The sequence below is a fragment of the Vibrio sp. SCSIO 43136 genome (genome assembly GCF_023716565.1).
Classification (GTDB): Bacteria; Pseudomonadota; Gammaproteobacteria; order Enterobacterales; family Vibrionaceae; genus Vibrio.
Map to the genome: position 1 here is coordinate 1,702,054 of NZ_CP071849.1, position 25,052 is coordinate 1,727,105.

The 25,052-nt window shown below is 45.0% G+C and carries 22 protein-coding genes; 9 read left to right on the forward strand and 13 right to left on the reverse strand.

The genetic code is table 11. The annotated features are described in order from the left end of the window. Positions 1-8: 8 nt before the first annotated feature. From J4N39_RS22500 to J4N39_RS22530, 7 genes are all read right to left on the reverse strand, one after another. Positions 9-1,379 carry a phosphohexomutase domain-containing protein gene (locus J4N39_RS22500; protein WP_252025144.1) on the reverse strand — a complete coding sequence of 457 codons (1,371 nt, stop codon included), beginning with the start codon at positions 1,377-1,379 and terminating at the stop codon, positions 9-11. Positions 1,380-1,556: 177 nt separating this feature from the next. After that, positions 1,557-2,561: a LacI family DNA-binding transcriptional regulator gene (locus J4N39_RS22505; protein WP_252025146.1), complete on the reverse strand. Its 1,005-nt coding sequence runs from the start codon at positions 2,559-2,561 to the stop codon at positions 1,557-1,559. 156 nt (positions 2,562-2,717) lie between these two features. After that, positions 2,718-3,800, reverse strand: a complete 1,083-nt coding sequence (locus J4N39_RS22510) for an ABC transporter ATP-binding protein (RefSeq protein ID WP_252025148.1) — start codon at positions 3,798-3,800, stop codon at positions 2,718-2,720. 10 nt (positions 3,801-3,810) lie between these two features. Beyond that, on the reverse strand, positions 3,811-5,046 hold the full coding sequence (locus J4N39_RS22515) for an AGE family epimerase/isomerase (protein ID WP_252025150.1): 1,236 nt from the start codon (positions 5,044-5,046) through the stop codon (positions 3,811-3,813). Positions 5,047-5,074: 28 nt separating this feature from the next. Further along, positions 5,075-5,683, reverse strand: coding sequence for a DUF624 domain-containing protein (locus J4N39_RS22520; protein WP_252025152.1), 609 nt, complete (start codon positions 5,681-5,683; stop codon positions 5,075-5,077). Between the two features lie 9 nt (positions 5,684-5,692). Then, the gene (locus J4N39_RS22525; protein WP_252025154.1) at positions 5,693-6,631 is read right to left on the reverse strand and encodes a carbohydrate ABC transporter permease; all 939 of its coding nucleotides are present in this window, start codon (positions 6,629-6,631) and stop codon (positions 5,693-5,695) included. A 1-nt stretch (position 6,632) separates the two neighbouring features. Further along, entirely contained in the window at positions 6,633-7,505 is an 873-nt protein-coding gene (locus J4N39_RS22530; RefSeq protein WP_252025156.1) for a carbohydrate ABC transporter permease, read from the reverse strand. Positions 7,506-8,035: 530 nt separating this feature from the next. On the opposite strand from J4N39_RS22530, the gene kduD reads away from it, so the two are divergent. The 7 genes from kduD (at position 8,036) to J4N39_RS22565 (ending at position 15,125) form a co-directional block, all read left to right on the forward strand. Continuing rightward, positions 8,036-8,794: a 2-dehydro-3-deoxy-D-gluconate 5-dehydrogenase KduD gene (gene kduD / locus J4N39_RS22535; protein ID WP_252025158.1), complete on the forward strand. Its 759-nt coding sequence runs from the start codon at positions 8,036-8,038 to the stop codon at positions 8,792-8,794. 124 nt (positions 8,795-8,918) lie between these two features. Continuing rightward, positions 8,919-9,557 carry an RpiB/LacA/LacB family sugar-phosphate isomerase gene (locus J4N39_RS22540; protein WP_252025160.1) on the forward strand — a complete coding sequence of 213 codons (639 nt, stop codon included), beginning with the start codon at positions 8,919-8,921 and terminating at the stop codon, positions 9,555-9,557. Between the two features lie 235 nt (positions 9,558-9,792). Further along, positions 9,793-11,718, forward strand: a complete 1,926-nt coding sequence (locus tag J4N39_RS22545) for a hypothetical protein (RefSeq protein ID WP_252025162.1) — start codon at positions 9,793-9,795, stop codon at positions 11,716-11,718. Between the two features lie 158 nt (positions 11,719-11,876). After that, complete coding sequence (locus tag J4N39_RS22550; RefSeq protein ID WP_252025164.1) at positions 11,877-12,764, forward strand: LysR family transcriptional regulator; 888 nt, start codon at positions 11,877-11,879, stop codon at positions 12,762-12,764. A 112-nt stretch (positions 12,765-12,876) separates the two neighbouring features. Further along, entirely contained in the window at positions 12,877-13,473 is a 597-nt protein-coding gene (locus J4N39_RS22555) for a short chain dehydrogenase (RefSeq protein WP_252025166.1), read from the forward strand. Between the two features lie 182 nt (positions 13,474-13,655). Then, entirely contained in the window at positions 13,656-14,354 is a 699-nt protein-coding gene (locus tag J4N39_RS22560) for an SDR family NAD(P)-dependent oxidoreductase (protein ID WP_252025168.1), read from the forward strand. A 342-nt stretch (positions 14,355-14,696) separates the two neighbouring features. Further along, the gene (locus J4N39_RS22565; RefSeq protein ID WP_252025170.1) at positions 14,697-15,125 is read left to right on the forward strand and encodes a hypothetical protein; all 429 of its coding nucleotides are present in this window, start codon (positions 14,697-14,699) and stop codon (positions 15,123-15,125) included. A 44-nt stretch (positions 15,126-15,169) separates the two neighbouring features. Here J4N39_RS22565 and J4N39_RS22570 read toward each other — a convergent pair whose 3' ends face one another. The 3 genes from J4N39_RS22570 to J4N39_RS22580 form a co-directional block, all read right to left on the reverse strand. Continuing rightward, positions 15,170-15,592, reverse strand: a complete 423-nt coding sequence (locus tag J4N39_RS22570; RefSeq protein WP_252025172.1) for a universal stress protein — start codon at positions 15,590-15,592, stop codon at positions 15,170-15,172. Between the two features lie 186 nt (positions 15,593-15,778). After that, positions 15,779-17,032 carry a sodium/glutamate symporter gene (gene gltS / locus J4N39_RS22575; RefSeq protein ID WP_252025174.1) on the reverse strand — a complete coding sequence of 418 codons (1,254 nt, stop codon included), beginning with the start codon at positions 17,030-17,032 and terminating at the stop codon, positions 15,779-15,781. A gap of 186 nt (positions 17,033-17,218) precedes the next feature. Then, complete coding sequence (locus tag J4N39_RS22580) at positions 17,219-18,406, reverse strand: C45 family autoproteolytic acyltransferase/hydrolase (protein ID WP_252025177.1); 1,188 nt, start codon at positions 18,404-18,406, stop codon at positions 17,219-17,221. Between the two features lie 301 nt (positions 18,407-18,707). Between J4N39_RS22580 and J4N39_RS22585 the strand changes: the two genes are divergently transcribed. After that, positions 18,708-19,346, forward strand: a complete 639-nt coding sequence (locus J4N39_RS22585; protein WP_252025179.1) for a hypothetical protein — start codon at positions 18,708-18,710, stop codon at positions 19,344-19,346. 55 nt (positions 19,347-19,401) lie between these two features. On the opposite strand, the gene J4N39_RS22590 is transcribed toward J4N39_RS22585, so the two are convergent. Next, complete coding sequence (locus J4N39_RS22590; protein ID WP_252025181.1) at positions 19,402-20,784, reverse strand: hypothetical protein; 1,383 nt, start codon at positions 20,782-20,784, stop codon at positions 19,402-19,404. 375 nt (positions 20,785-21,159) lie between these two features. Here J4N39_RS22590 and J4N39_RS22595 point away from each other — a divergent pair, with 375 nt between their 5' ends. Beyond that, positions 21,160-23,238, forward strand: coding sequence for a DUF4962 domain-containing protein (locus J4N39_RS22595; RefSeq protein WP_252025183.1), 2,079 nt, complete (start codon positions 21,160-21,162; stop codon positions 23,236-23,238). A gap of 130 nt (positions 23,239-23,368) precedes the next feature. On the opposite strand, the gene J4N39_RS22600 is transcribed toward J4N39_RS22595, so the two are convergent. Further along, positions 23,369-23,968: a chromosome partitioning protein ParA gene (locus J4N39_RS22600; RefSeq protein WP_252025185.1), complete on the reverse strand. Its 600-nt coding sequence runs from the start codon at positions 23,966-23,968 to the stop codon at positions 23,369-23,371. 102 nt (positions 23,969-24,070) lie between these two features. Next, positions 24,071-24,946: a LysR family transcriptional regulator gene (locus J4N39_RS22605; RefSeq protein WP_252025187.1), complete on the reverse strand. Its 876-nt coding sequence runs from the start codon at positions 24,944-24,946 to the stop codon at positions 24,071-24,073. Positions 24,947-25,052 lie beyond the last annotated feature (106 nt).

Below are 25,052 nucleotides of genomic sequence, written 5' to 3' on the forward strand. Positions count from 1 at the left end.
AATTCTTATTAAGCTTGTTCCAATAGCGCCAAGATTTGCGAGGTCTTCTCCTCGACCAAACCGGCATCGCCCTTGGCTTCAACGTTTAGGCGTACAACAGGCTCAGTGTTTGACGAACGCAAGTTGAATCGCCAGTTTTCAAACTCCATGCTGATACCGTCTGTTACATCCGTAACAATGGCGGTTTCGATAAAAGCTTCCCACACTCGACTAACGGCCGCTGTCGCATCGGCTACACTGCGATTGATCTCCCCAGAGATCGGATAATTAGATTGCGCGCTTTTCACAAATTGCGACAGGCTCAAACCGCTGTCAGACACCAACTCTGCAATCAACAGCCAAGGCAGCATCCCAGAATCGCAGTAAGCGAAATCTCGGAAGTAGTGGTGTGCACTCATCTCACCACCGTAGACGGCATCTTCCAAACGCATGCGTTCTTTGATAAATGCATGACCTGTTTTCGATTGAATCGCTGTACCACCTGCTTGCTCGACCAACTCAATCGTGTTCCAGGTAAGGCGTGGGTCATGGATGATTTTGGCGTTTGGCTGTTTGTTCAAAAACGCTTTAGCTAGCATGCCTACGATGTAATAGCCCTCGATGAACTCACCGTTTTCATCAAACAAGAAACAGCGGTCTACATCTCCATCCCAGGCGACGCCGAAATCGGCGTTATGCTCGATAACCGCATCAATGGTTGATTGACGGTTATCCACCAATAGCGGGTTTGGGATCCCATTAGGGAAGTTGCCGTCAGGCTCGTGGTTTACCTTAATAAACTCGAATGGCAACCTAGCCTCTAGGTTGTCAATCATATGCCCCGCAGCACCATTACCGGCGTTAACCACGATTCTCAATGGACGAAGCTGGTCACGATTAACGTAACCCAACAGATGATCAGTGTACTCTTGAGAAATATCGTAACGTTGCGATTTTTGCTCATATAAAAAGAAATCTCCTGAACAGGTGTACGCTTGTGTGGCCACCAGTGCTTTGATCTCATTAAGGCCGCTGTCACCACTGATTGGTTTCGCTTGCTCGCGTACCAACTTCATCCCGTTATACTCTTTCGGGTTGTGGCTTGCCGTCACCATGATGCCACCATCCAACTCTAAATGGCTGGTGGCAAAATACACTTCTTCAGTACCGACCAAACCTAGATCTAGCACTTGTTCGACACCGCCATCAATCAAGCCAAAGCGCAGATTCTGAGCCAGTTCTTCACTGCTGAGACGAATGTCGTATCCCACTGCGACTTTCTTTGGCTTCAGTAATTGAGCGTATGCTCGACCGATTGAATAGGCGATTTTCGGATTCAGTTCATCCGGCAATCGCCCTCGAATATCGTATGCCTTAAACGCATCTACGCAGTTTTCCATAACTCTCCCCTCAAAATCGTAACGTTACCATTTTTGATGTTTTGCCCGCTAAATTCAAGAACGACGAATGGATTTAACCCATAAGTGTGACCAACCGCGAGTTTTTATCACCATGAAAAAGCCCCACCTTGTTTCGGTGGGGCTGTGAAGAATTGAATTAGTAGTTTTAAGGCTTGGCTATCGTGGGTATAGGGTCGTTTTCTCGACGTATTGGAGCTTGGTTGGATCGCCCCCTTCTACCAACTTAACGATGAATTTAGAAAGCTTTTGACCAACACCATGCATGTCTTGACGTAAGCCTGGGATAGGCGGGGTGAAGAAACTTGGTAAGTCACAAGTCTCCACTGCAATGATATCGACGTCTTTACCTATCTCTTTACCCGCATCCTGGAAACCAGAGATCATGCCACAAGCACTGATTTCTGAGCCGCAAATGATGCCATCGGGTGGGTTATCGCCTTCCATTAACTGTTTAGAGAAATGGCGATAATTATCAACTTCGGTATCGAAAATGATGTCGCTATCTTTGTTGAAATCTACCCCGAACTCCATTGACGCTCGTTTCACACCATAATATTTATGCCAAGCATAAGTGTAGATTTGCGACGAGCTGATCAAGCGAATGTTTTTGCAACCTTTTTCGAACAGATAACTCGCCGCTCGATAACCGATATCGTAGTTATCGATGTCAACATAAGCGTGCTCTACTGACATTTCAGTCTGACCAAAACTCACAAAGGGAATGTTTTGCTCATTAAGGTAAGTGACACGCTCGTCTTGCGTTTCGGTAAGATTGAAGATGATGCCGCCTGCCAAATTGTTTTCAACAGCGTACTTAACGGGTTCTAGAGGGTCTTGATCGGGTTCTAAAGGTAATACGGTGAGGTGGAAGGGGGTGCCTTCTAATCCTGCGGTGAGGCCGCTGATAAGCGCTAGGGTACCGACGTCACCGACGATGTCGCCTGGTTTAGTCACCGGCAAAATCGCACAGACGTTGTAGTTAATCCCGGTACGCAGACCTAGGCCAGACAAATTAGGGCGATAACCTAATTTTTCCGCCGCCGCTTTTACCTTATCCTTGGTCGGTTGTTTTACATCGTCCCCATCTTTGAGCGCACGCGACACTGTCGTGACCGACAGTCCAGTGTACTCAGCAATGGTCTTGAGAGTGGCTTTTGACATATTGTTCTACTAATTCTGGGGTTCTGGGGAAGCTTCCATATCGTTAAGAAATTTTCTCACCTAAACAGAAAGAGCTCAAGTATTAAACCATTTTCTTTTAACTAGTTAAAAGAACAGGCCCTAAGGCCCGTTCACTTTCATTAATCAGTTTAAAAATCAAATGCGATTTTCGGTTGCTGCGCAAAAAAGCGAAACGTTTTGTAAATTCAAATGCAATCCCAGTGATTGACCATTGGTGATACCCACGTTTGCATCTAGCTTGGCACGAAGTGGCTGACCTTTAAGGTCAAACTCAGCGAGTGTTTCGGACCCCGTCATCTCAAATGCATTCACTTTAAGCTCAGCTTGAAAGTCGCTGTTTAACGGTGACTGCGTGACGTGTTCTGGGCGAATACCAAACAATACTTTGCGACCTTGGGTTGGGCTTTCTGCAAACTGGTAATGCGATACCGGAATCCACACATCCTCCACCATTACACCCCACTGGTCGCCCTCTTGGTGCAGTGCCCCTTTAAGCAGATTGATTTGCGGTGAACCGACAAACTTGGCCACAAACACGTTTTGCGGTTGGTTGTAAATCTCGTACGGCGTGCCAATTTGTTGCGGAATGCCTTTGTTAAGCAGAATAATTTTGGTCGCTAACGTCATGGCTTCAATCTGATCGTGCGTCACATACACGATGGTCGAATTCAATGTTTCATGAAGCTTTTTCAGTTCTAGACGCATCTCACCACGAAGTTTCGCATCGAGGTTCGATAATGGCTCATCAAATAGGAACACTTTTGGTTCACGCATCAATGCTCGGCCAATAGCAACACGTTGACGTTGGCCACCTGAAAGTTGCGCTGGAGTACGATCCAGTAAGTGACCAATTTGCAGTAAGTCCGCAACTTCTTGAACGCGCTTAGTAATTTCATGCTCTGGCTTTTTGTTGATCTTCATCCCAAAGCCGATGTTCTCTTCCACCGTCATATGGGGGAAGAGCGCATAAGATTGAAACACCATTGCGATATCTCTATCTTTCGGGTCGGCCAATGTCACGTCTTTATCACCGATTAAGATCTCGCCTGAGGTAACGTCCTCTAGACCTGCGATAAGACGCAGCAAGGTAGATTTGCCACAACCCGACGGACCGAGTAAAACCGTAAACCCACCCGCTTCCATCTCTAGATCGATGTCGTTAAGGATAACCGTCTTACCAAATGATTTATTTAACTGTTTAACTTCTACTGCGTGCATCTTGCTATCCTTAGTGCGTAATTGGTGCTGTGAAAGTGATTTGATCGTCTTGCTCAAGTGGCGCTATTCGCTGATAGACCTCAAGGCAGGCACGCCCATTGTGATATGGACATTTCCAAGGCTCGACTTTGGCTTCACTGGTATAGGGCTGACCTTGACGATTCACCTTCCAGTACCATTCACCAAATCGACCGTCTTTAAGCTCAGTCTGGATGATATTCCAACAGCCTTGGGCTGCGCTGAACTGCTCTGCTTTCAAACTTTTTTGGTAGGCATTAAAGAACCCCACCATTGCTTCGGCTTGCACCCACCAGATTCGGTCTGAATCGAGCAGATGGCCCTCTCTTAATTCATTGAAAATTGCACCGTCTTTTTCCATGCCTTGGTCATAAGTCACTTGCGCCATCTCACTGGTCAGCTCAAAGATTGCGTTAGCTAAGGTTCGGTCTTCTAACTGTCCGGCGGCAGCATCCATTAACCAAGTACCCTCAATGTCATGGCCATAGGAGACATCTCGTGACACACACTTCCAATCACGGCTAAAGAAAAGTCCAAAATGGAGGCTGGAATCGACCACTTTTTCTATCATCAACTCGCATAGCCCTTTGAGCTGCTGCTGCACATGAAGGTCAGGCCAAGCTTGATGCAAGGTCGTGTAAGCTTCCATGATGTGTAAATGGGTGTTCATTGATTTCTCTGCCAATACACCTTCCGCAGTATCACACACAAGGTGATTGGCGATCGGGCTCCATTGGCGATCAAACGCTTCGTGGTATCCACCGTATCCATGATCAAATGCATGTTTTTCAACAAGTTCAAACAGTACTTTGGCATGCTCTAGTGCTGACAGGTGACCTGTGGCGAGAAAGTACTCACTGAATGCGTAGATGGCAAAACCTTGGTTGTAGACATGTTTTTGAGTGTCCGTAACGTTACCATTTTTATCCAGCATCCAATAGACCCCACCAAATTCAGCGTCCAGTGCATAAGCAGTCATAAAGTGATAACAGTGGTCGGCCGCTTGCTTGTACTTCTCGTCACCCAATACTCGATAAGCATTGGAGAATGTCCATAAAATACGTGAATGCAGCAACACCGATTTTGGGTGCTCTTTATCAACATTGCCTTCAAAATCGGCGAAGCAGTAAAAGCCACCTCGATCTTGGTCTTGCAGCTCAGACCAGAAATCAAGTATCTGTTGAGCTTCCAGTTTTAACTGGCTCTTAAATTGATGTAATTCAGACATAAGCATCTCTCTAATTCATTTTTTATCGCTATGCCAGCGAATGTAATTCTTGTTTTTGGTGCCAAAGCAAAGCGATCGCTGCCACCAACATGGGAATAAAACCAACCAATACAGTGACAATAGGAGTCACTAGTGCGACTAATACGCAGCACAATCCAACCAATAGCATGACCGAAACAACGTTGAGCTCTTGCTGGATAAGTACCCAACCGTTAAGCAGATCCGCCTTAACACCATTGGTTTGGTAAATGCTCAGCTGTACCAAGCAGCACAGGGTGAACACGGCAGCGAACAATACGATGGGTAAAATGGATAGCGCCAATATCGACATCATGCCTTCAGCATTCATTACCAGCCACTTCACATACCAAGTTACCGATAAGCTTGGCAGAGCAATACTCCATCCCACCAAGTTGGCTCTCACAAATTGCTGTTTAAACAGCTGCCACGCATCTCGCAGAGTCGCTTTCACTGCACCATTGAGGTAGCGACGAGCCAACAGGCATACCACCACAGTCGCAGGAAAAGCTCCCAATATCCCACCACCGGCAACAGTCATCAGACACCAGATAAGGTTCAACCAAACCAGTCGACTTAACCACTGGCATGCCATAACGAGAGGAGATTGAGATAACATATTGGCCCCTTACCCTTTCACCGCACCGTTAGTCACCCCTGCATATATTTGCTTTTGCAGAGTTAAGAAGATCACAATCGATGGGATCAAAATAATCACGATACCTGCTGAGATAGTGGTCCATTCAGTACCAAACACGGAAGTAAACTTATACAGCGCCGTCGAGACTGTGACCTGAGATGACTCTGGTAAGTACAGTAACGGGAAGTAAAAATCGTTGTAGATAAATATCGTACGTAGAATGATGATGGTGGCGATGGCCGGTTTTAACAGCGGCAAAATGATCTTTCTGTAAATCAGGAAGTAAGACGCCCCTTCCATTTTTGCCGCTTCATCAAGCTCCACGGGAATGCCTTTCATAAATTGGAGGAAGACATAAATCATTACCACGTCAGCACCAATGTAGAGCAGCACCACCGACGCTTTATTGTTAATCAGCCCCAAAGATTTAATCACCTCAAAAGTCGCTACCTGCGTGGTAACGGCTGGGATCACCATTGCAATAACATACGCCAGTAAAACCAGCTTCTTGCCTCGGAACTCAAACCGAGACAATACGTAGGCGACTTGAGTACCAAAGATGATGGTAAAAACCAGTGAAACAAGCAAAATGGTTCCGGTGTTGAAGAAAGCCAGCCCTAGGTCTCCATCGGTGAACACCTTGATATAGTTGCTAAAGTTAGCAAAACTTTCTGGCAGCCCCACTTTGCTGGTGGCGTAATACTCATCCAAGGTTTTGAACGATGCCATTAATACTGAATAAGGGGGCACGAGCACAGCCACTGATGCCAAAAACAAAGTTAGGTACTTAAAAGCCGTCCAAAATACCCATGATGGGTTAGACAGGTTCTTCCTTAAACGTGCTTTCTTAAACTCTTGCTCACATCGTTCGACTCGCTCTGCAATCTTCTGCTCGTCTTGGCTTAGGATCATATTTTGTTCGGTCATTTTAGTTCTCCTCCTTAAACAGCACTTTTTGCAGAATCATAAACAACACCACAATCATCAGTAGCAACACCGCCATCGCCGATGCCAAACCAAAGTCATTGAAGTTAAAGGCGGTTTCTAACGTCGCCATCACGAACGTTTTAGTGCCGTTTGCACCTTTTGTTATGATCATCGGAATTTCGAACACCGACAAAGAACCCACAAACGCTAGCAACACTTGAAGCCCAATCACCAGCTTGATTGACGGTAGCGTGATAAAGCGGAACTGTTGCCACTCGCTCGCACCTTCAATTTTCGCCGCTTCATACTGGTCTTGCGGAATAGACTGCAAAACGCCATAGAACAAAATCAGGTTGAAACCTAGGTAACGCCAGATAGAGGCAGCCACCAGCGCCCAGTTCACGACTTCGCGATCCATAAGCCACGGCTTAATCCAACCTTCGAGACCAATCAAGGTTAAGAAGCTGTCCAATGCACCATCGACTTGATAAAAGATCTGGAACACCATGGAAGCGGCCACAGCATTGAGAACGAAAGGAATGAAAAGCAAGGTCTTAAATAAGTTTCGACCTGCAAGTTTTGAGTTCACAAGAACGGCAAACCACAAAGAAAGAGAGAGCTGAATAATAGCACCAACGAAGTAGTACAAGGTCACCAGCAGAGGGTGTAACTGTTCAGGCTCTTCCCACAGGTAAGTATAGTTATCGAGGCCGATAAACTCTTTGACCGGTGCGTAACCATCCCAGTCAGTCACACTCATATAGAACAGCTGACTCGCTGGATAGTAGGAAAAGGTAAATAACAGCGTAAGAGGGATTGCTAGGAAAGCAAACACTATCATCCTTTGCTGCTGTTTCAACGTCATGTCAAACATAAGGACTCCATTAGGACCCAACTCTCAACCTCAAAATCGAAGCATTAAGTGAGTGAATTTTCTTTATCTGACAAAAATCTTAACGTTACGATTTTGGATAATCAATTCACTCATCACGGTTACCAATATGATTGTGAATCAGATCACCAAAGAGTAGGTAAAATCAGCTATAAGTGTGATCAAGAAGGTCTGTTCTACGCCAACCTTTAACTGAAAACCATCTTAAACGACGCAACATTCGTCAACCGAAACGTTACGAAGAAATGCGTACCAATTGCACGCACTATGAATGGTTTGAGTGGAGAAGTTAATCAACCATAAATCCATAAACAGGGTGCTAATAGCTAGAAACATCGCTTGTTGAAGATCTACCCTCTTCCCACACGGATCATGATCATCATCACAAATAGACAACCCAAGAATGCCATTCGCTTAATTGCTGTTCTGGCTGCATTGAAGGGACACTCTCTTAGCTATATTGTATGACTATTAACTTGTTTTACCTCACCAGATATTGAGGGGATACGTAAATGCTAGAGTCGTTCAATCTTGAGGGCAAAGTCGCCATCGTGACAGGCTGCAACACAGGTTTAGGGCAATCAATGGCGATAGGGCTTGCACAAGCGGGCTGCAAGGTTGTTGGTGTGAACCGTAGTGAGCCAAAAGAAACCGCAGAAAAAATGACACAAGCGGGCCACGATTTTCTCGATGTAAGGGCTGACCTACTAAACCAACAGGAGATCCCTGCCATTTTGGAAGCAACTCTGGCTGAATTTGGTCGTGTAGACATTTTGGTTAACAATGCAGGAATCATTCGTCGCCAAGATGCTATCGATTTCACCGAGCAAGATTGGGATGACGTCATGAACATCAATTCCAAAACCGTTTTCTTTTTGTCTCAGGCAGTTGCTAAGCAGTTTATTGCCCAAGAAAGTGGCGGGAAAATCATTAATATTGCCTCAATGCTCTCTTATCAAGGCGGTATCCGTGTTCCTTCATACACTGCATCTAAGAGCGCCATCATGGGGGTAACACGAGCCATGGCTAACGAATGGGCAAGCCACAATATCAACGTCAATGCCATTGCGCCAGGCTACATGGCCACTAATAACACTCAAGCATTGCGTGACGATGCCGAGCGTAACCAAGCAATTTTGGATCGCATTCCTGCAAATCGATGGGGTAAACCCGAAGACATCGTAGGCCCTTGTATTTTCCTTGCCTCTTCAGCTTCAGACTATGTGAACGGCTACACCATTGCCGTTGACGGCGGGTGGTTGGCACGCTAACCCGCAATAAATACTTTGAGTGTTCGCCGGTAATTGCCTCATAAATTGAGATGCTTAATAAATCTACTGGTGCTCATCTACCGCATTAAATCTTGATAAAGCAGCTTCGCTGCAGGAGATAACTATGAAAATCGCTCTCATGATGGAAAACAGCCAAGCAGGTAAAAATGCCATGGTTGCCAATGAACTAGAAAACGTGGCAACGCCGCTGGGCCATCAAGTGTTCAACCTTGGGATGACTGACGAGAATGATCATCACCTGACCTATATTCACCTAGGCATCATGGCGAGCATCTTAATCAACGCTAAAGCCGTCGATTTTGTAGTGACAGGTTGTGGCACAGGGCAAGGCGCATTGATGTCCTTAAACCTTCACCCCGGTGTCGTTTGTGGCTATTGTTTGGAGCCATCAGATGCGTTCCTTTTCAACCAAATCAACAATGGCAATGCACTTGCGTTAGCATTTGCAAAAGGCTTTGGATGGGCAGGTGAGCTCAACGTTCGTTACATCTTCGAAAAAGCATTTACTGGTGAGCGTGGCCAAGGCTATCCACTTGAGCGCGCTGAGCCTCAACAACGAAATGCGGCCATCCTAAGCCAAGTGAAAACAGCCGTCGCCAAAGACAGTGTTGTTGATTCACTGCGTGCCATCGACCAAGAGCTAGTTAAAACAGCGGTAGGCAGTGCCAGATTCCAACAATGCTTTTTCGATCACTGCCAAGACAAAGAGATTGAAGCGTATGTTCGCTCGCTTTTAGATTAAACTCTACTTGTGTTCAGTGATGATACATATCGTTTCATCACTGAACCTACTCCATTCAAATCACCTCTCGCTTCTCCTCATCTCAGTCACTTATCTAGTTGATTTAAAGAAAAATAACTAATTTTACTTAACTTTAACTTAATCACACATTGTATAGGGTTACTTGGGTTACCTTTGCCCAGAAAATAATCGTTAGTTAGCTAACACAATAAAAAATAAAAGGTTTTTGTTAAAAATGAATGTGATTAAAACAAGCAAACAGCTCCTACCAATCGCTCTTCTTAGTGCTCTAACAGGCTGTGGTGGCGGAGGGGGAGAGAGCGACTCCGCAGTTCCACTTAGTGAGAGAAGTGCTGCGGTTGCTGCAAATAGTTTAGAGACCTTAGAACTACCAATGGCAATGAGCAATTTGGCAACAAGCTTATTACACCAATTGGACCTTCAGCCAGGTACAATATCAGGCACATGCTTACTACAATACAATGGAAGATATGGTACGTACTCCGCTGAATTTTCTGGCTCCGAACTCTCTATTACCATAGATAACTGTACCAATCACCCCTACGAAGAAATGGTAACTGGCAGAGTAAAGCTCACTTTCAGCAAGCTATCGCAACAAGGGCAATACCTAGAGTTTGATTCCAAGATTGAGGCAGAGTTAGTTCAAGACAATGCGGTGAGTGGTCTGTATAACATCGATTACGTTGCGCAAGTCTCACAAGCGATAGAAGCAAATCACCAAGTAAAGACATCAATGACCCTTGGTGAGGAAGAAACCATCTATGTTGATCATATACCTATCCATTTTGTTAATGGCAGCATAGAGCGCCATCTAGATTATATGACTGGGCATTACTCAGCCACAGCATACGCCAACATCACAGCACCTGATCTGTTCGAAGGCACCCTTTCATTACGCACATCTTCACCGTTGGAAGGTAAGATCATGAGCTACCCGAGCAGTGGTAAATACACGATTTATAGTGATAAAGGAGGTTACGCTGCGGTTAGTGCGAGTTCAGGTTACTGGGCAAAAATTGAAGCGAGTGGAACTTCGCAAACTGTCGATGTTTTTTGGTCTAACATGACATCAGGGGCCATTTTGGCATTCCCTGCTCGACAAGGTATTTCTTCAGGAGAGTTTTCTTCTCCTTCGAATTACCCAAAAATCTACAGCAATCAATCCACACAAATGGTAATGGCAAGCGATACACCACTAAGGCCAACTCAAACTATATTGATGATTCCAGCACCTGCCATCGGCATCAAGGACAAAAGTTATTTAAGAAACACATCGAGTTACGAAACGGTTCCCAAAGAAGACTATCAGCTAGAAGTCGATGGCCCTTGGATCACTTTCACCATGCTTAAAGATCTTCCAGTAGATGACCGTTTTGGCTTATCATTTGTCGACAACGAAGACCGCCATGTTGGAACTATTTATATTGAAACCCAAAAGGCACCGCTCGAAGTGACAGTGACCGCAGATCAAGTGCTCACTGACCTAAGTACTTTTACCCTTAAGGCGACCAAGGTTGGCGACTCATCTCAGAGTTTTTCAATTGATTGGACACAAGTTGCAGGTATAAACACACTCGACTTAACCAAGATTAACTCTACTGAAGCCAGTTTCGAACCTTCTCAAATGACGCCGGGAGAGATATACACTTTCCTCGCAGATATTACCGATGTATATGGCAGAAAAACCAAGGCCAACGTATTCCTAATGCGTGAAGACCCAGTCAAAGGAAGCTCCTATATCTCTTACCAAACTGACGAAAAGTGGTTCAACCAACCAAATACATCGAAAATGAAGGTCATTGAAACTAGAGCTCAATTCGATGGTTCCAAGTTAGAAATTAACAGCACCACCAGCGATTGGAATAACAATTTCAGCTTGGGTGCCGAAGGAGTGCACAATGGATATATCTACATAGACGACTTCACCAACAAAAACCACTTCCTCTATTTCAATCTTGATGGCTGGAGTATGCTATACAATTGTACTAGTAAAAGCATGCAAATGGATGTAATTGAACATGAAGTTATTACTGAGCCAACTTACCCATTCGAGTACCACAAACTGGCGATCGATTTTACCCTGCGCTGCGAAGACGGAAGCATGACAGGCAAGATTCGTTCTAATTCCCAGATCCCTTAAGTTAAGTGTAAGCTCACTGTTATACGACTTAGCGAACTGACTGCTCGCTAAGTCGCTATATAAACACTTATCTCTCCATCTTACTCACTTCGTCAATCTCTCATTTGTGCTATAACTTCAAGTTACAAATCACTCACTGATTAATCCTCGGAGCGCTTATGCTGCCCTCGCAACTTCCTTTATTTACTGCTGCTGCCCAAGAAGGCAGTTTTTCTGCGGCTGGTCGAAAGCTGGGAATTTCTGCGGCGGCGGTGAGTAAAGGCATTGCTGTTTTGGAAAATCAAACTGGGGTTAGACTGTTTCACCGCAACACTCGGCAGGTTTCTTTAACGGAAGATGGCTTGCGTTTGTATCAACAAATCTCACCATTGATTAATGAGATTGAAGAGAGTATCGACGGTTTAACTGAGCAAAACCGTAATCCCAAAGGCAAGCTTAAAGTCAATTTGCCAGATGGGTTTGGTCGGCGTTTTATTGTGCCGCACATTGGAGAGTTTTTATCGCTTTATCCAGAGATAGAGCTCGATCTCGTGCTGAGCGATAGAGTGCTGGATATTATAGATGAAGGTTTTGATGTCAGTATTGGTAACCGAATCAACCAAGATAGCCGCTTGGTTGCTCGTCCTATTCATCAGATGCAAAGTGGTATCTTCGCCAGTCGTGATTACCTAGAAACGCACGGTACACCTCAAACTATTGACGATTTGGTGACGCATCAAGCCATCCTTTATCGCTCGCTTTCTAGCGGTGGGGCATACACTTGGCCGCTAAGAGATAGTAATGGTGAACACCGACAATTTATTCCCAAAGGGCTACTGTCTATCTCGAATATCAGCGCCGCCAAGACACTACTTAAGCAAGGTTTAGGCATTGCCTACATGGGCAGATGGCACGTGGAAAAGGAGCTCATTACCGGAGAAATTGTTCCGGTTCTCGAATCGGCTTGGAGTGAACCAAAGCCCGTTTGGATTTACTACTCTTCAAGAGATAACCTTCCGATGCGAACGAGAGTGTTCATTGATTTCATCGTTGCCAAAATGCGCTAACGCCGCTTCCTTCAACTTTTGGTTTAAAGTAAATCAACCTTTAACCTACTACCGGGAATAGGTCTCCTCCGCAATAATGACCCCACATCGACACACAATCACGGAGTTAGTCATGAAAAAAGTGTTAGTTTTGGGTTCAACAGGTCTTGTCGGCGGCGCATTGGTAGAAAAGCTAAAAGCGACCACGCAGGTGATCGAAGCTTCATATAATCACCCTCAAAATCCATTCGATCTCTCTGATCCTAAATCACTCAAAGCACTGTTTGAAAAAGTGGGCAAGGTAGACGCCATTTTCTGCACGGCAGGCGTTGCCAATATGGCTGACTGGCACACATCAAGTGATGCGGAATGGGATTTTGGCATCAAAAACAAAATGATGGGTCAAATTAACACCCTTCGTTTTGGGCAACAATATGTCAACGATGGTGGAGTGATTGTACTGACCAGCGGTATTTTGGCTCAATACCCAATCCAAGGCAGCAGCATCGTCACCACAGTCAACGCTGCGGTTGAAGCAGCCGTCAAAGCCGCTTCTGTTGAAGAGCAACGTATTCGATTCAACGCAATCTCACCGGGTTGGGTTGCAGAAACTATGGTGGCAATGGGCATGGACCCAGAGCCAGGATTACCAGCAAGCGATGTGGCGCAGCACTACATTGAACTACTAGACCAAAGCACCAGCGGTGAAGTAGTCGTGGCGGCAAAATAATCTCGCTTGATGCAGGCTTACCACTCTCATGGTCAGCCTGCATTCATTTCATTATCCCAGATCGCATTTACCTTGAGCGATCAATATCCTTCCAAAAACTGAGCACTATTGTGCTATCGAAGCCTCTTCCAGCGACCTACACTACTTCCATATCAGGCTTATACCAATTGAGGAAAGTAGTAATGACTCACACACCAACCATCGCCGTGGTAACAGGTGCTAACCGAGGCTTAGGTAAAGAGACTTGTCGCCAGCTCGCCAGTCAAGGCGTCGTAGTGTACGTCACGGCCCGTTCACTAAAAAATGCCGAACAAGTGGTCAAAGAACTGGGTGGGGAAAACCTCATTGCCGCGCAACTTGACGTCGCTGACCCATCCAGTATCAATCACCTAGCTGAAAATGTTGCTCGCCACCATGGGCAAATCGATATTCTGATCAACAATGCTGCGATTCACTATGACACTTGGCAAAATGCGCTCAACGCCGATCTCCAAACTGTTCAGGAGGCAATGGATACTAACCTTTACGGTGCATGGCGTATGGTGCAGGCGTTTGTACCTTTACTGTGCAAGAGTTCAGCTGGACGAATCGTAAACGTCAGTAGCGGTGCAGGAGCGCTAAGTTCAATGAACGGAAGTACACCTGCGTATAGCATGTCCAAAATCGGTTTGAACGCTCTCACCTTAATGCTGGCCAATCAGCTAAGGGCAAACGGCATTGCGGTTAATGCAGTGTGCCCTGGCTGGGTTGCAACCGACATGGGCGGAGCTGGCGGACGCCCTGTGGAAGAAGGCGCGAAAGGCATCGTATGGGCAGCCATGCTCGAAGATACCTCAAACACTGGCAACTTTTACAGGGATGACAAACCCATAGATTTCTAGAAAATTAGCTTCGCATGGTGCTGCGGCTATCCTTATAAACACCGCCGCCTCTTCGGTAACATTCACTCACAGAGAATGACCCAATATAGCCCCCATCAACATAACAGGGTACGCTGGGAGAAGCGCCGCTGGCGGGTATCGCCATTGCTTTTGCGGTTAACAACATAAGCGATGCAAACAACACGGAAGAAACGACTAAGATCCTCATACCCCACCTCATGGATATTAATTGCCTTGTTGACTTTTGATACGCACAAACGAGGCAAGTAGATCGTATTCAAACGACGGGGCATAAGTAACTATGTCTATAATTTTAATTCAAGGATAAGCAAAGGAATGGATATGCGGGTGCACGGTCTGTGGAGAATCCAACCATTTAGTGACGCACTTCTTGTCGCTCAAGTATTTGACTCTTGGAATCAAGATGCGTTTATCGAGTTCAGCAAGGAGCTGGAAGCGAGCATCGGTTTAATGAACAAGGAACGCTGGGCTTATATCGGAGATACAAGAGATTGGGGGTTAGCCGTTCCGGATTCACAAACACCACTAGAAGAGCTCTATTTAGGTGTTAAGAACTTAGTGTGCAACGTAACTGTGGTTTCAACCTCTATCCAACAGACAGTGATTGATCGAATGAAGACACCAGAAGAGGCCACTATCGCCCCTCATTTTTTCGCCAATACCATTGACGACACTTTAGATATTCTTGAACAACACGACATCCACGTGGACAGAAAAGCCGTGCACCATTGGTTTGAACAAGGGAGATAAGCCAGAGTATAACGCTCTGGCTTAATAGGTGGCATCGACACCGATTATTTGATAGGAACAACAAGGATATCGACGGGTGAGGCGTTAATCAGTTGCTTTGAATAAGAGATCAAACGGCTCCAGAAGTCATGATGATGGCCGCAAATCAGAAGATCTACGCCACTATCGTTGATCACTGGCTCCAATTTTCCACTTAGATCGCCTGTTCCCATGAATAGATGGGCCACTGGGCCTTCAAACTGCTGGGCCACGCTATGCAGTTTATCCACTGTGGCCGCATTGAATGGGAGATTGTCTTGTGTCGCCAGAATATCGACCACTTCGGGATAGATTTCCCCATGTAAACTATCAATATGAATCAATGAAACCCTTGCACCATTGGACTCGGCAATATTCTTTGCTCGTTCAAGGAGTACATCACATTCTTCGGCGAGTTCCAGCGCAACTAAGATATGTCGGTATTTCATAACATTACCCTCTAAAGAGAACACCCTATAGATGTTATCTCCTTAGTCGCAAAGATATTTGTACCCAACTCGCAAAATAGACTTAGCGTATTTGTTGGGTGGAAACTATTGAGAACTCAGACAAAACAAAAGGGCGATGCCATCCACTGCCACCGCCCTGTGTTCAAGTGTCCGTTGTTTTTCCGACTACCCTGCCCAAGATAAAAATGTTGGGATCATCACAGCATTTACGAGGTCGATAAAGAAGGCACAGACTAACGGCACTACGATAAAAGCAAGCTTAGAGTAACCATATTTTGCCGACACTGCGGACATGTTCGCCATTGCCGTTGGGGTTGAGCCTAATGAAATGCCGCCAAAACCTGAACAGATCACCGCTGCATCATAGTTCCTCCCCATCGCAGGGAAAACAATGAAAATATTGACCAATACGGCAATGATGAACTGTGCGCCAAGAATGGTAAAAATTGGACCAGCTAAATCAATGAGAGTCCAAAGCTGCATACTCATCAAAGACATAGCCAAAAACGTCCCCAATGAAATGTCGGCGATCAAATCTATAGCTTTGCTACGAGAAGGCCATTTTGTCCCCGTAATTCGAACATAAGATTTTGGCATCAAGTTGGTGATCAAAATACCGGCAAATAGGCAGGTCACGAACAAAGGAAGCTGTAATCCCAATTCGGAAATTACTTCATTGAGTACAAACCCAAGTACCATGCAGATATGCAGTGCGTATACCGCATCTAGAAAGTCGTAACTGGTAATCGTATTCGACGCTGCATTCTCTTCGTCTTCCATTTCTGACATCGACGTATCATGTGGCTGCGGGTTTGAAGGCGTTAGGTTATGACGAGTCACCAAAAACTTCGCAATTGGCCCGCCCATTAAACTTGCCAAAATCAAACCAAAAGTTGCACTTGCGATACCAATTTCCATGGCACTTGCAACATTGTACTCCTCGGCAAATCTTGGCGCCCACGCAATCGCTGTCCCGTGTCCTCCAATCAAAGAAACACTGCCACTGAGCAAGCCAGAAACCGGGTCTAGCCCAAATGCAGACGCAATGCCTATCCCTGTCAGGTTTTGCACCACCATATAGCCAATCGTGACACATAGAAGAAGAATCAGTGGTCTGCCGCCTTTAAACAGATCCTGCAAGCTTGCATTGATGCCAATGGTGGTGAAGAAATAGACCAATAACGCATCGCGGGCGGTGAGATCAAACTCAAGCTCAATAGAGGTAAAGGCGTAGAAGAGTGAAAACAACACGGAGAAGATCAACCCCCCTGTTACTGGCTCAGGAATACTAAAATTTTTGAGCGCAGCCACGGCGTTATTGACTCGACGGCCAATGAACAGAACTAAGATACCAATGGTAACGGTGAAAAAAGAGCCTATTTCGACGAGATTATTAGAGATCTCTACGCTGTCAGACATAACAATTCCTTTTGTGCTGGCAAACTGATCAATGGAGTTATAAATCTTAATATATCGTTAATGCAATCAATTGCATCCTGTTTTAGTTATCTATTACTTACTTTGGTACCCAGTTCTCCCAGACAGCAAAAAGCCAGAGACCTAAGGCCTCTGGCTTCAACGATATCTATGCTATCTAACCTAGAATTAGTAGTTAGTCATGTGTACAGGTTTGTGGTCTGCATCCGTTTGGAAGTATACGTCGACTTTCTTACCGTCTACTTTGTAGTAAGTGTTAGTTACTGTACCCATCATATCGCCACGGCCTTTCCAAAGTGGTTTGCTTTGAAGAAGCTTACGTACTTCTGACTCAGGTGTATCAACAGATGCCTTCGCCATGAAGCTTTCAGCAGCGTCTTGACGTGCAAGAGAGTGCGCTGCGAATGCTTCATCAACAAAGCTTGCTGGCTTGCTGTAGATAGAGTGGTTAGCGTGCGCTTTGTACTCGCCTTCAGAGTAGTTTACTTTCCCGCCGTAAGTGTTCTCGATGTTCATCGCAGGCGCATTAGCAGAAGCTACCGTGTAAGTGAAGAACGCTGTGTACTCTGGGTACTTGTCGAATACTGACTTGATGCCTGCGTAATCTTCAGCGTTATATACATCCCAGCTTAGGTAGAAAGAAGGCGTTGCTGTATCGCTTAGGATCTCTCCGCCGTCTTTTTCACGTAGCGTACCTTGGTCTGCCATGGTGTTCATCGTCATTACTTGAGCGCCTTTAGTTACACCACCGTAAGGGATTAGACCGGCCCAAGTTTGGATTAGGCGAGTTTTGCCGTCGGTGTCTGTGTGCTTAAGCATCAGCAGACCAGTGTAGTTAACACCCATGTAGTCAAAGTTAGATGCAGCCCAAGCTATATCACCAGAAGCCGCTACCGCCATAGAAGTGCATTTTGCTGGAGCAGAAGCATCGTGAGCTGGTTTTTCAGCCTGTAGGAAACCCATACCGCCGTTGCGCTGAGACTCTAGAATCGCTTCGTCAGACATCGCTACTGCAAGAAGCAGGTTAGGATTCTTGTTTAGCTGCTCAGCAAGACCACGGATGTATGAAGCTGACTCTGGGCTAGCTTTTTCAAGCTTTGCGAATACTTGTTGGTCATCAAAAGACTTAGATAGAGACTCAGCGCTTAGGCCTGGAAGCATTTGACCTAGAGTGTCGCTGAAACGCTCGATTGCGCTTTCAACTTGATCACCCGCTACTTCACCAACGTGCTTACCTAGCTCGTAAGTAGAACCTGTGAATTGAACTTCACCAATTTGGTCAGTGTGTTGGATAAGTTCTGCGTTAGCGTTTAGAGCAACTACAGATAACAGCGAAGCTAGAAGCGTCTTTTTCATGATGTCCTCTCAAGGAGATGTTTTTGTAAGATGGGTTCATCATAGAAGAGGATTTACGACTAATGTTTACTAGAGTTTTTAGTGAACTCTAGTAAAGGTAAGAAATCAAATTAGTTCCATTTTTTAGATAATAGTTAGGCTTTATTCTTTTGTGAAACCTTACTTTTTACTTATAAGTATCATAATTTACCTTTATACCCAAAATCGCTACTTTTGAACCGTTCATTATTAATGAAGTGGCTTAACGTTCAATATATAATGACAGCTAAGACACCATGCAATTTGTGCTAAAGGATAGAAAATGAATAAAGACGCCGCTGCCGAGCTCGGCCAGCTGATCGTTTCCCAAGATGAGTTGATGACCATTCTTGCGAACAACCTATCGGCATTAGATAACTATCCTCACCTAAAAGCCCATGTTGCGAAGAAAAACCCCAATACTCATGCCTATCACAAACTCAGTGCTGAAAAGAAGAAAGAGTTCTTTGCCGTCTACGATGAACGTTTGTTTTGGTTGACCTATGAAGTTGCTCAAGGGCTCTATCACGACCAAAAACTCGACTTTTTAATAGAGCGTGCGGCTTTGCTCGTGGGTGATGACATACCTAAGCTCAATAGTCTTACTATTGAAGATATTGGTGTCGAGATTATGGTGAAGTACCTCAACATGATTTCCAATACCATGATATCAAACTCAGATAAGCGCCCATCTTTTCCTTGGATGGCAGAAAAAGGCCGTTGGGATCCGAAGTTCTGGGCTAACGCCCACCTAGCGTATGATGCGTGGCGTGATGGGTATTCAAGCCACTACAAGCTCGATAACTGGTGTAAAGATCAGCTTGACTGCCGCGCACCGCAGTCGTGCATCAAGTTCTTTAAGTCGTTCGGGGATCCGAGAAAACTGCCTGAGTGGGCGGACAAATATAGTGATAACTTGTAATTTTCAACAAACAAAGCCAGCGATTGCTGGCTTTGTTTTATCAAGAGTTGCTCAATTAGAACAAGCTTGATTTGATGTTATCGAAATAAGCTTCGTTAGCGTTACCGCTGTTATCACCCGTATACAAGGTTAATTGAGTCGGGATATTGGCCGAGTCTAAGCCTGTTGCCGATTGCGAGATACCATCACCCACTTTAGTACCATTCAAAGTGACATCAAATGAACCACCAGACCACGCTAAGTCAATAGTGTGCCAAGTGTCTGCGGTAATTTGGTCTGCGGCAATATCGGTATCAGTTGAACCTGACTCGTACTCAAGGTCATCGCCATTAATTCTCAATTCAAAATAGCGATCCGAGTTATTTTTGCCCGTACCAACATTAATATATGTCACCTTAGTGTTGCCCGCTGGTACATAAACATCAAACGAAACACTGCCAGAGCTTGCTGCACCACTCGTGAATGAACGCATTGCGAATGGTTTGGTCGAGCTATCGAAGTCTGCAATGTGCAGTGAGTTCGCCCCACTATTTGAGAATGTGCTGCTTACTGCTGCCAGTGTGTTAGTACCATCGACATTAGCGACAGACCAAGAGGAACTAGCGGCATCAATCTGAGTGCCAGACGTGTACGAATCGAAGTCCTCCGTTACCACTTCACCGCCACCACTTGAACCAGAAGGTGAGTAAACCGTTGCTTGGCTCGAGTTACTGTTATAGCCATGAACAGTAAGAGCATCTCCAGCTGAATAACTTTCAAAATCATCAGAGAACACTTCAACACCCTGATCTGATATAACGATATCATCCACTAAAAGCTCATGATCTGACTCGCCGTCATTGTCGCCTAGTTTAAACGCAACAACAGTTACCGCTGTCTGATCGCGACTGTCAAATGGACCATAAGTCGTGACGCCACCATCAAGAGAGAATGAGTAGGTTAACTGATCCCAAGTAGCCTGGAACTTGATTTCCTCTCCGGTAGGATAGGTAACGTTCTCTCCATTAACCTGAAGATTCTGTTGAGAACCGCTACTGTCTCGATACTTAACAACACCCCCAGTTAAAATAATGTCACCGTGCATGTTGCTAGAAGAAGTGCCGCTTGAATATAGAGAAACGTATACTGAATTAACGATGTCACTACCCGTTGCCTCGGTATCTTCATCTGCTTGTACCAATAAGGTTGCAGTGAGAGAACCTTCCACAATAGAAGCCACTGATGCTTGTTCTTCTAACTTGATTCTCAGTTCACCAGTATCTTTGCTGTCCCCATCTTCAATACTGCCAAGCGTATCCAATATTTGAGCGACCAAGTTAGTTTCGACAGGATCCACCGCAGGGTCAGAGCTTTCGGAAATCACGGTTGGACCATTACAACCCGCTAATGCCATTGCCGTGATTAGGCCAGCAGCCAGTTTCGTCAATTTAAAATCCATTTTTTAATTCCTTACTGTAGGGTCAGAACTCTTGAGTTATTTTATTAATGTATTATTAAATACGCAACATAATTTATCCTAATGACTGTTAACCTTGGCTGCGAGATCCTTGTTCAAAAAAACCACGGTCACTCACAAAAGTCGCTAGTATTTGCGAAAAAGCTGTGATCTACGCAAAGTTATAATGACTAAAACGTTAGTAAGAGAGGGATGTGTAGGTATTTCCGTCCGAAAATGGTCAAATGAAGTAAGCTGATTTGAAGTTTTATCCAAAAACTGTGATGTGGGACATTTATCTTTTCAATTCAATTGTCATACAATACGAGCATTAAAGATTTAAACCTTTCCCAATTACCCGAATAAGAGAGTCCGCCAATGAGCAGCCAAAAGTCTCTTGATGCAATCAGGAAGATGAAGCTGGAGAATGATACTTCAGCAGGAAACCTTGTCGATCTACTACCAATCGAAGTACAAAAGCGTGATTTCGATTTGTCATTCCTAGATAACCTGAGCGAAGCACGCCCGCGTCTGCTTGTTCAAGCGGATGATCTAGAAGCATTCAAAGCAGCAGTAAAAGCAGACGAATCACACTGCATGTTCGATGACTTCTTCAATAACTCAACTAAGAAGTTCCTAGATACCGAACCATATGCAGAGCCACAGCCATACCCAGAAGAGACTGTGGGTAAAGCATCTCTATGGCGTCCTTACTGGCGCCAAATGTACGTTGATTGCCAGATGGCTCTTAACGCAACGCGTAACCTAGCAATTGCAGGTATCGTAAAGGAAGATGAAGAGCTAATTGCAAAAGCAAAAGCTTGGACCCTACAGCTTTCTACGTACGATCCTGAAGGCGTAACTTCTCGTGGTTACAACGATGAAGCAGCATTCCGTGTAATCGCAGCAATGGCTTGGGGTTACGACTGGCTACACGCTCACTTCACAGCTGAAGAGCGTCAGCAAGTTCAAGATGCACTAATTGAGCGTCTAGACGAGATCATGCACCACCTGAAAGTGACGGTTGACCTACTGAACAACCCACTCAACAGCCACGGTGTTCGTTCGATCTCTTCTGCAATCATTCCGACTTGTATTGCGCTATACCATGACCACCCGAAAGCGGGCGAGTACATTGCATACGCACTAGAGTACTACGCAGTGCACTACCCACCATGGGGCGGTGAAGACGGCGGTTGGGCAGAAGGTCCAGACTACTGGAACACCCAGACAGCATTCCTAGGCGAAGCATTCGACCTACTGAAAGCGTACTGTGGCGTAGATATGTTCAACAAGACTTTCTACGAAAACACCGGTGATTTCCCATTGTACTGTATGCCTGTTCACTCAAAGCGTGCGAGCTTCTGTGACCAGTCTTCAATCGGTGATTTCCCAGGTCTTAAACTGGCTTACAACATCAAGCACTACGCGGGTGTCAACCAGAAGCCTGAGTACGTTTGGTACTACAACCAGCTAAAAGGTCGTGATACTGAAGCGCATACTAAATTCTACAACTTCGGTTGGTGGGACTTCGGTTACGACGATCTTCGCTTCAACATCCTATGGGATGCACCAGAAGAGAAAGCTCCGTCGAACGATCCACTACTGAAAGTATTCCCAATCACGGGTTGGGCGGCGTTCCACAACAAGATGACTGAGCGTGATAACCACATCCACATGGTATTCAAATGTTCACCATTTGGTTCTATCTCTCACTCACACGGTGACCAGAACGCATTCACACTACACGCATTTGGCGAGACCCTAGCATCAATCACTGGCTACTACGGTGGCTTCGGTGTAGATATGCACACTAAGTGGCGTCGTCAAACGTTCTCGAAGAACCTGCCTCTATTCGGTGGCAAAGGTCAGTACGGCGAGAACAAAAACACCGGTTACGAAAACCACCAAGACCGTTACTGTATCGAAGCGGGCGGCACAATCTCTGACTACGACACTGAGTCTGACGTGAAGATGGTTGAAGGTGACGCGACAGCTTCTTACAAGTACTTCGTACCAGAGATCGAGTCTTACAAGCGTAAGATCTGGTTCGTACAGGGCAAAGTATTCGTAATGCAAGACAAGGCAACACTTTCTGAAGAGAAAGACATGACTTGGCTAATGCACACGACTTTCGCTAACGAAGTGGCTGAGAAATCTTTCGCTATCCGTGGTGAAAAAGCGAACCTAAACGTTCAATTTATCAACGAGTCTCAAGACAACATTCTGTCAGTGAAGAACGTTGAAGGCTTCGGCGAAGTTGACCCATACGAGTACCAAGATCTAGAGATCCACCGTCACGTAGAAGTTGAGTTCGGCGCTGCAAAAGAACACAACATCCTAACGCTTCTAGTTCCTAACAAGAACGAAGGCGAGCAGGTTGAGGTTTCTCATAAGATTGAAGGCAACACTCTGCTGCTATCGGTAGATGGTGAGACCGTTTCTATCGAGCTTTAATCGCTGGACAAGAATTAAAACCTTCGTTAGGTGTTAGTCGTATTTCCCTAGCGAAGGTGTCTATTCAAATGCCCTGATTTGTATAAATCAGGGCATTTTTGTAAACAAGAAGATAATATCAGAATTGGGATTACTTCTCGCAATACCGCTCCTCGTTAGGAAGCAGAAATGAAACAGATCCATCTTGTAAGTGGTTATACCAAATATATGCTTTTGTTCGAACCTTAGTATTATGAGTTAGAGCTTTAATTACCTTGGATATGTTTGTTTGTTCTCTAGACGGAATTTTTAGATAATTCATACAGGATATAACCTTCAAATATTCATCTCCCAGTTTAATGGCGAACTTTCTATTTTCTTCACTATCTTCACTTAGATCATACTGTAGGTGAGCTTGGAAGTGCCTAGCATTTTGTTTGATTACATTACGTATAGGAGTCGAGACTTCTAGTGCTTCGATAAATGCTTCAATATCATCCCTTATTCCATCACCATTCTCATCTGGACCAGATAATGAATCACTGCGGTCTAATATATGTTCAAATCGCTCATACAAAACTCCAAACTGCCTATCAATACTTTCTTGATCCAAAAGCAATTGACGGAGCTCTTCTGATTTTTCAATTTTTTCTACAACTACACCTTTATCCTTAGATGCAGATTGAACAGTCGATAAATTAGCCCCCAATAGCCCTACTGACAAAGCCAACAATATAATTCCCTTAGCCACGGTCACCTCCATTTATTTTCTACTATTCTAGTCATCCCTTATAGTTTTATACAGAGCTCTAGTTCAATAAAAAGCCATGTGAGATATTGCCTATTATCTCTGTTACACCGCAGCCTCCAAACACTCAATAAATATCTTCATCGCAGGCGTCACACATTTACCCGCATGATAGCCACATAGCGGCTGGATCAATTGCGGTTCATCGGTAAACGCTAGCTCTTGCAAGCTGCCTTCTGCCAGTTCTTTCTCTACCGTAAAGCGGGGCAAATAAGAGATACCGATATTGCTCTCAACACAGTTTTTGATGGTGTTGATACTGCTCAACTCAATCGTGTTGTTCACGTGGATATTACGCTGCTGTAGGATCTGTTCGAAGGTAATTCGGAACAGACACATAGGGCCGTTGCTGATGAAGCCGATATCGATATGCTGATCTGGCTGCTTAAAGTCCACCCCTTGCAGCAGTGGAGAAGCCACCAGCACCAGAGGTTCCTGTTTAAACTCGTGCAGCTTTAAGGCTTCATCATTGCCTACACTGTAAAACACCCCTAAATCCGCCTTATCGGCAATCAAGGAATCGCGAATTTGATAACAGTTTTGCGACCGCAATGAGAGCTTTACCTTCGGTGCTCTTAATCTGAATTCCTTTAGCACCTTGGCCATTTTGTACGCAAGCTGAGTTTCTGCGATGAGCACTCTAAGCTCACCACTAGGCTCTGCATTCTCCTGTTGGGCGGTTTTATCAATGTTTTCCATTACTCGAATCAGCTCTTGCACGTAAGGAAGAAGATTCTTTCCTGCCTGAGTAAGCACCATTTTTCGTCCGATTTTCTCAAACAGCTGCAACGATAAGTCTTGCTCTAACTGTTTGATTTGAAAGGTCACCGTTGACTGAGTGCAGTAGAGTTTCTGCGATGCTTTGAGAAATGATCCTTCCTCGACAATGGTTTTAAAGGTGATAAAACGCTTTAGATTCATACTCCCCTCACAAGACACTTTCAATTACTCGAACTCTTAGTTCAAATACATTCAATTTTTAAATCTATTAGACGAGAGTATAGTGCAGCAAAAACAGGAGAGATAG

Coding starts and splice junctions, on each gene's coding strand:
- J4N39_RS22545 (WP_252025162.1), top strand. CDS start 9,793: ATGAATGTGATTAAAACAAGCAAACAGCTCCTACCAATCGCTCTTCTT.
- J4N39_RS22500 (WP_252025144.1), bottom strand. CDS start 1,379: ATGGAAAACTGCGTAGATGCGTTTAAGGCATACGATATTCGAGGGCGA.
- J4N39_RS22605 (WP_252025187.1), bottom strand. CDS start 24,946: ATGAATCTAAAGCGTTTTATCACCTTTAAAACCATTGTCGAGGAAGGA.
- J4N39_RS22520 (WP_252025152.1), bottom strand. CDS start 5,683: ATGTTATCTCAATCTCCTCTCGTTATGGCATGCCAGTGGTTAAGTCGA.
- J4N39_RS22510 (WP_252025148.1), bottom strand. CDS start 3,800: ATGCACGCAGTAGAAGTTAAACAGTTAAATAAATCATTTGGTAAGACG.
- J4N39_RS22560 (WP_252025168.1), top strand. CDS start 13,656: ATGACTCACACACCAACCATCGCCGTGGTAACAGGTGCTAACCGAGGC.
- J4N39_RS22580 (WP_252025177.1), bottom strand. CDS start 18,406: ATGAAAAAGACGCTTCTAGCTTCGCTGTTATCTGTAGTTGCTCTAAAC.
- J4N39_RS22505 (WP_252025146.1), bottom strand. CDS start 2,561: ATGTCAAAAGCCACTCTCAAGACCATTGCTGAGTACACTGGACTGTCG.
- J4N39_RS22525 (WP_252025154.1), bottom strand. CDS start 6,631: ATGACCGAACAAAATATGATCCTAAGCCAAGACGAGCAGAAGATTGCA.
- J4N39_RS22540 (WP_252025160.1), top strand. CDS start 8,919: ATGAAAATCGCTCTCATGATGGAAAACAGCCAAGCAGGTAAAAATGCC.
- gltS (WP_252025174.1), bottom strand. CDS start 17,032: ATGTCTGACAGCGTAGAGATCTCTAATAATCTCGTCGAAATAGGCTCT.
- J4N39_RS22565 (WP_252025170.1), top strand. CDS start 14,697: ATGCGGGTGCACGGTCTGTGGAGAATCCAACCATTTAGTGACGCACTT.
- J4N39_RS22595 (WP_252025183.1), top strand. CDS start 21,160: ATGAGCAGCCAAAAGTCTCTTGATGCAATCAGGAAGATGAAGCTGGAG.
- kduD (WP_252025158.1), top strand. CDS start 8,036: ATGCTAGAGTCGTTCAATCTTGAGGGCAAAGTCGCCATCGTGACAGGC.
- J4N39_RS22570 (WP_252025172.1), bottom strand. CDS start 15,592: ATGAAATACCGACATATCTTAGTTGCGCTGGAACTCGCCGAAGAATGT.
- J4N39_RS22555 (WP_252025166.1), top strand. CDS start 12,877: ATGAAAAAAGTGTTAGTTTTGGGTTCAACAGGTCTTGTCGGCGGCGCA.
- J4N39_RS22530 (WP_252025156.1), bottom strand. CDS start 7,505: ATGTTTGACATGACGTTGAAACAGCAGCAAAGGATGATAGTGTTTGCT.
- J4N39_RS22585 (WP_252025179.1), top strand. CDS start 18,708: ATGAATAAAGACGCCGCTGCCGAGCTCGGCCAGCTGATCGTTTCCCAA.
- J4N39_RS22515 (WP_252025150.1), bottom strand. CDS start 5,046: ATGTCTGAATTACATCAATTTAAGAGCCAGTTAAAACTGGAAGCTCAA.
- J4N39_RS22590 (WP_252025181.1), bottom strand. CDS start 20,784: ATGGATTTTAAATTGACGAAACTGGCTGCTGGCCTAATCACGGCAATG.
- J4N39_RS22550 (WP_252025164.1), top strand. CDS start 11,877: ATGCTGCCCTCGCAACTTCCTTTATTTACTGCTGCTGCCCAAGAAGGC.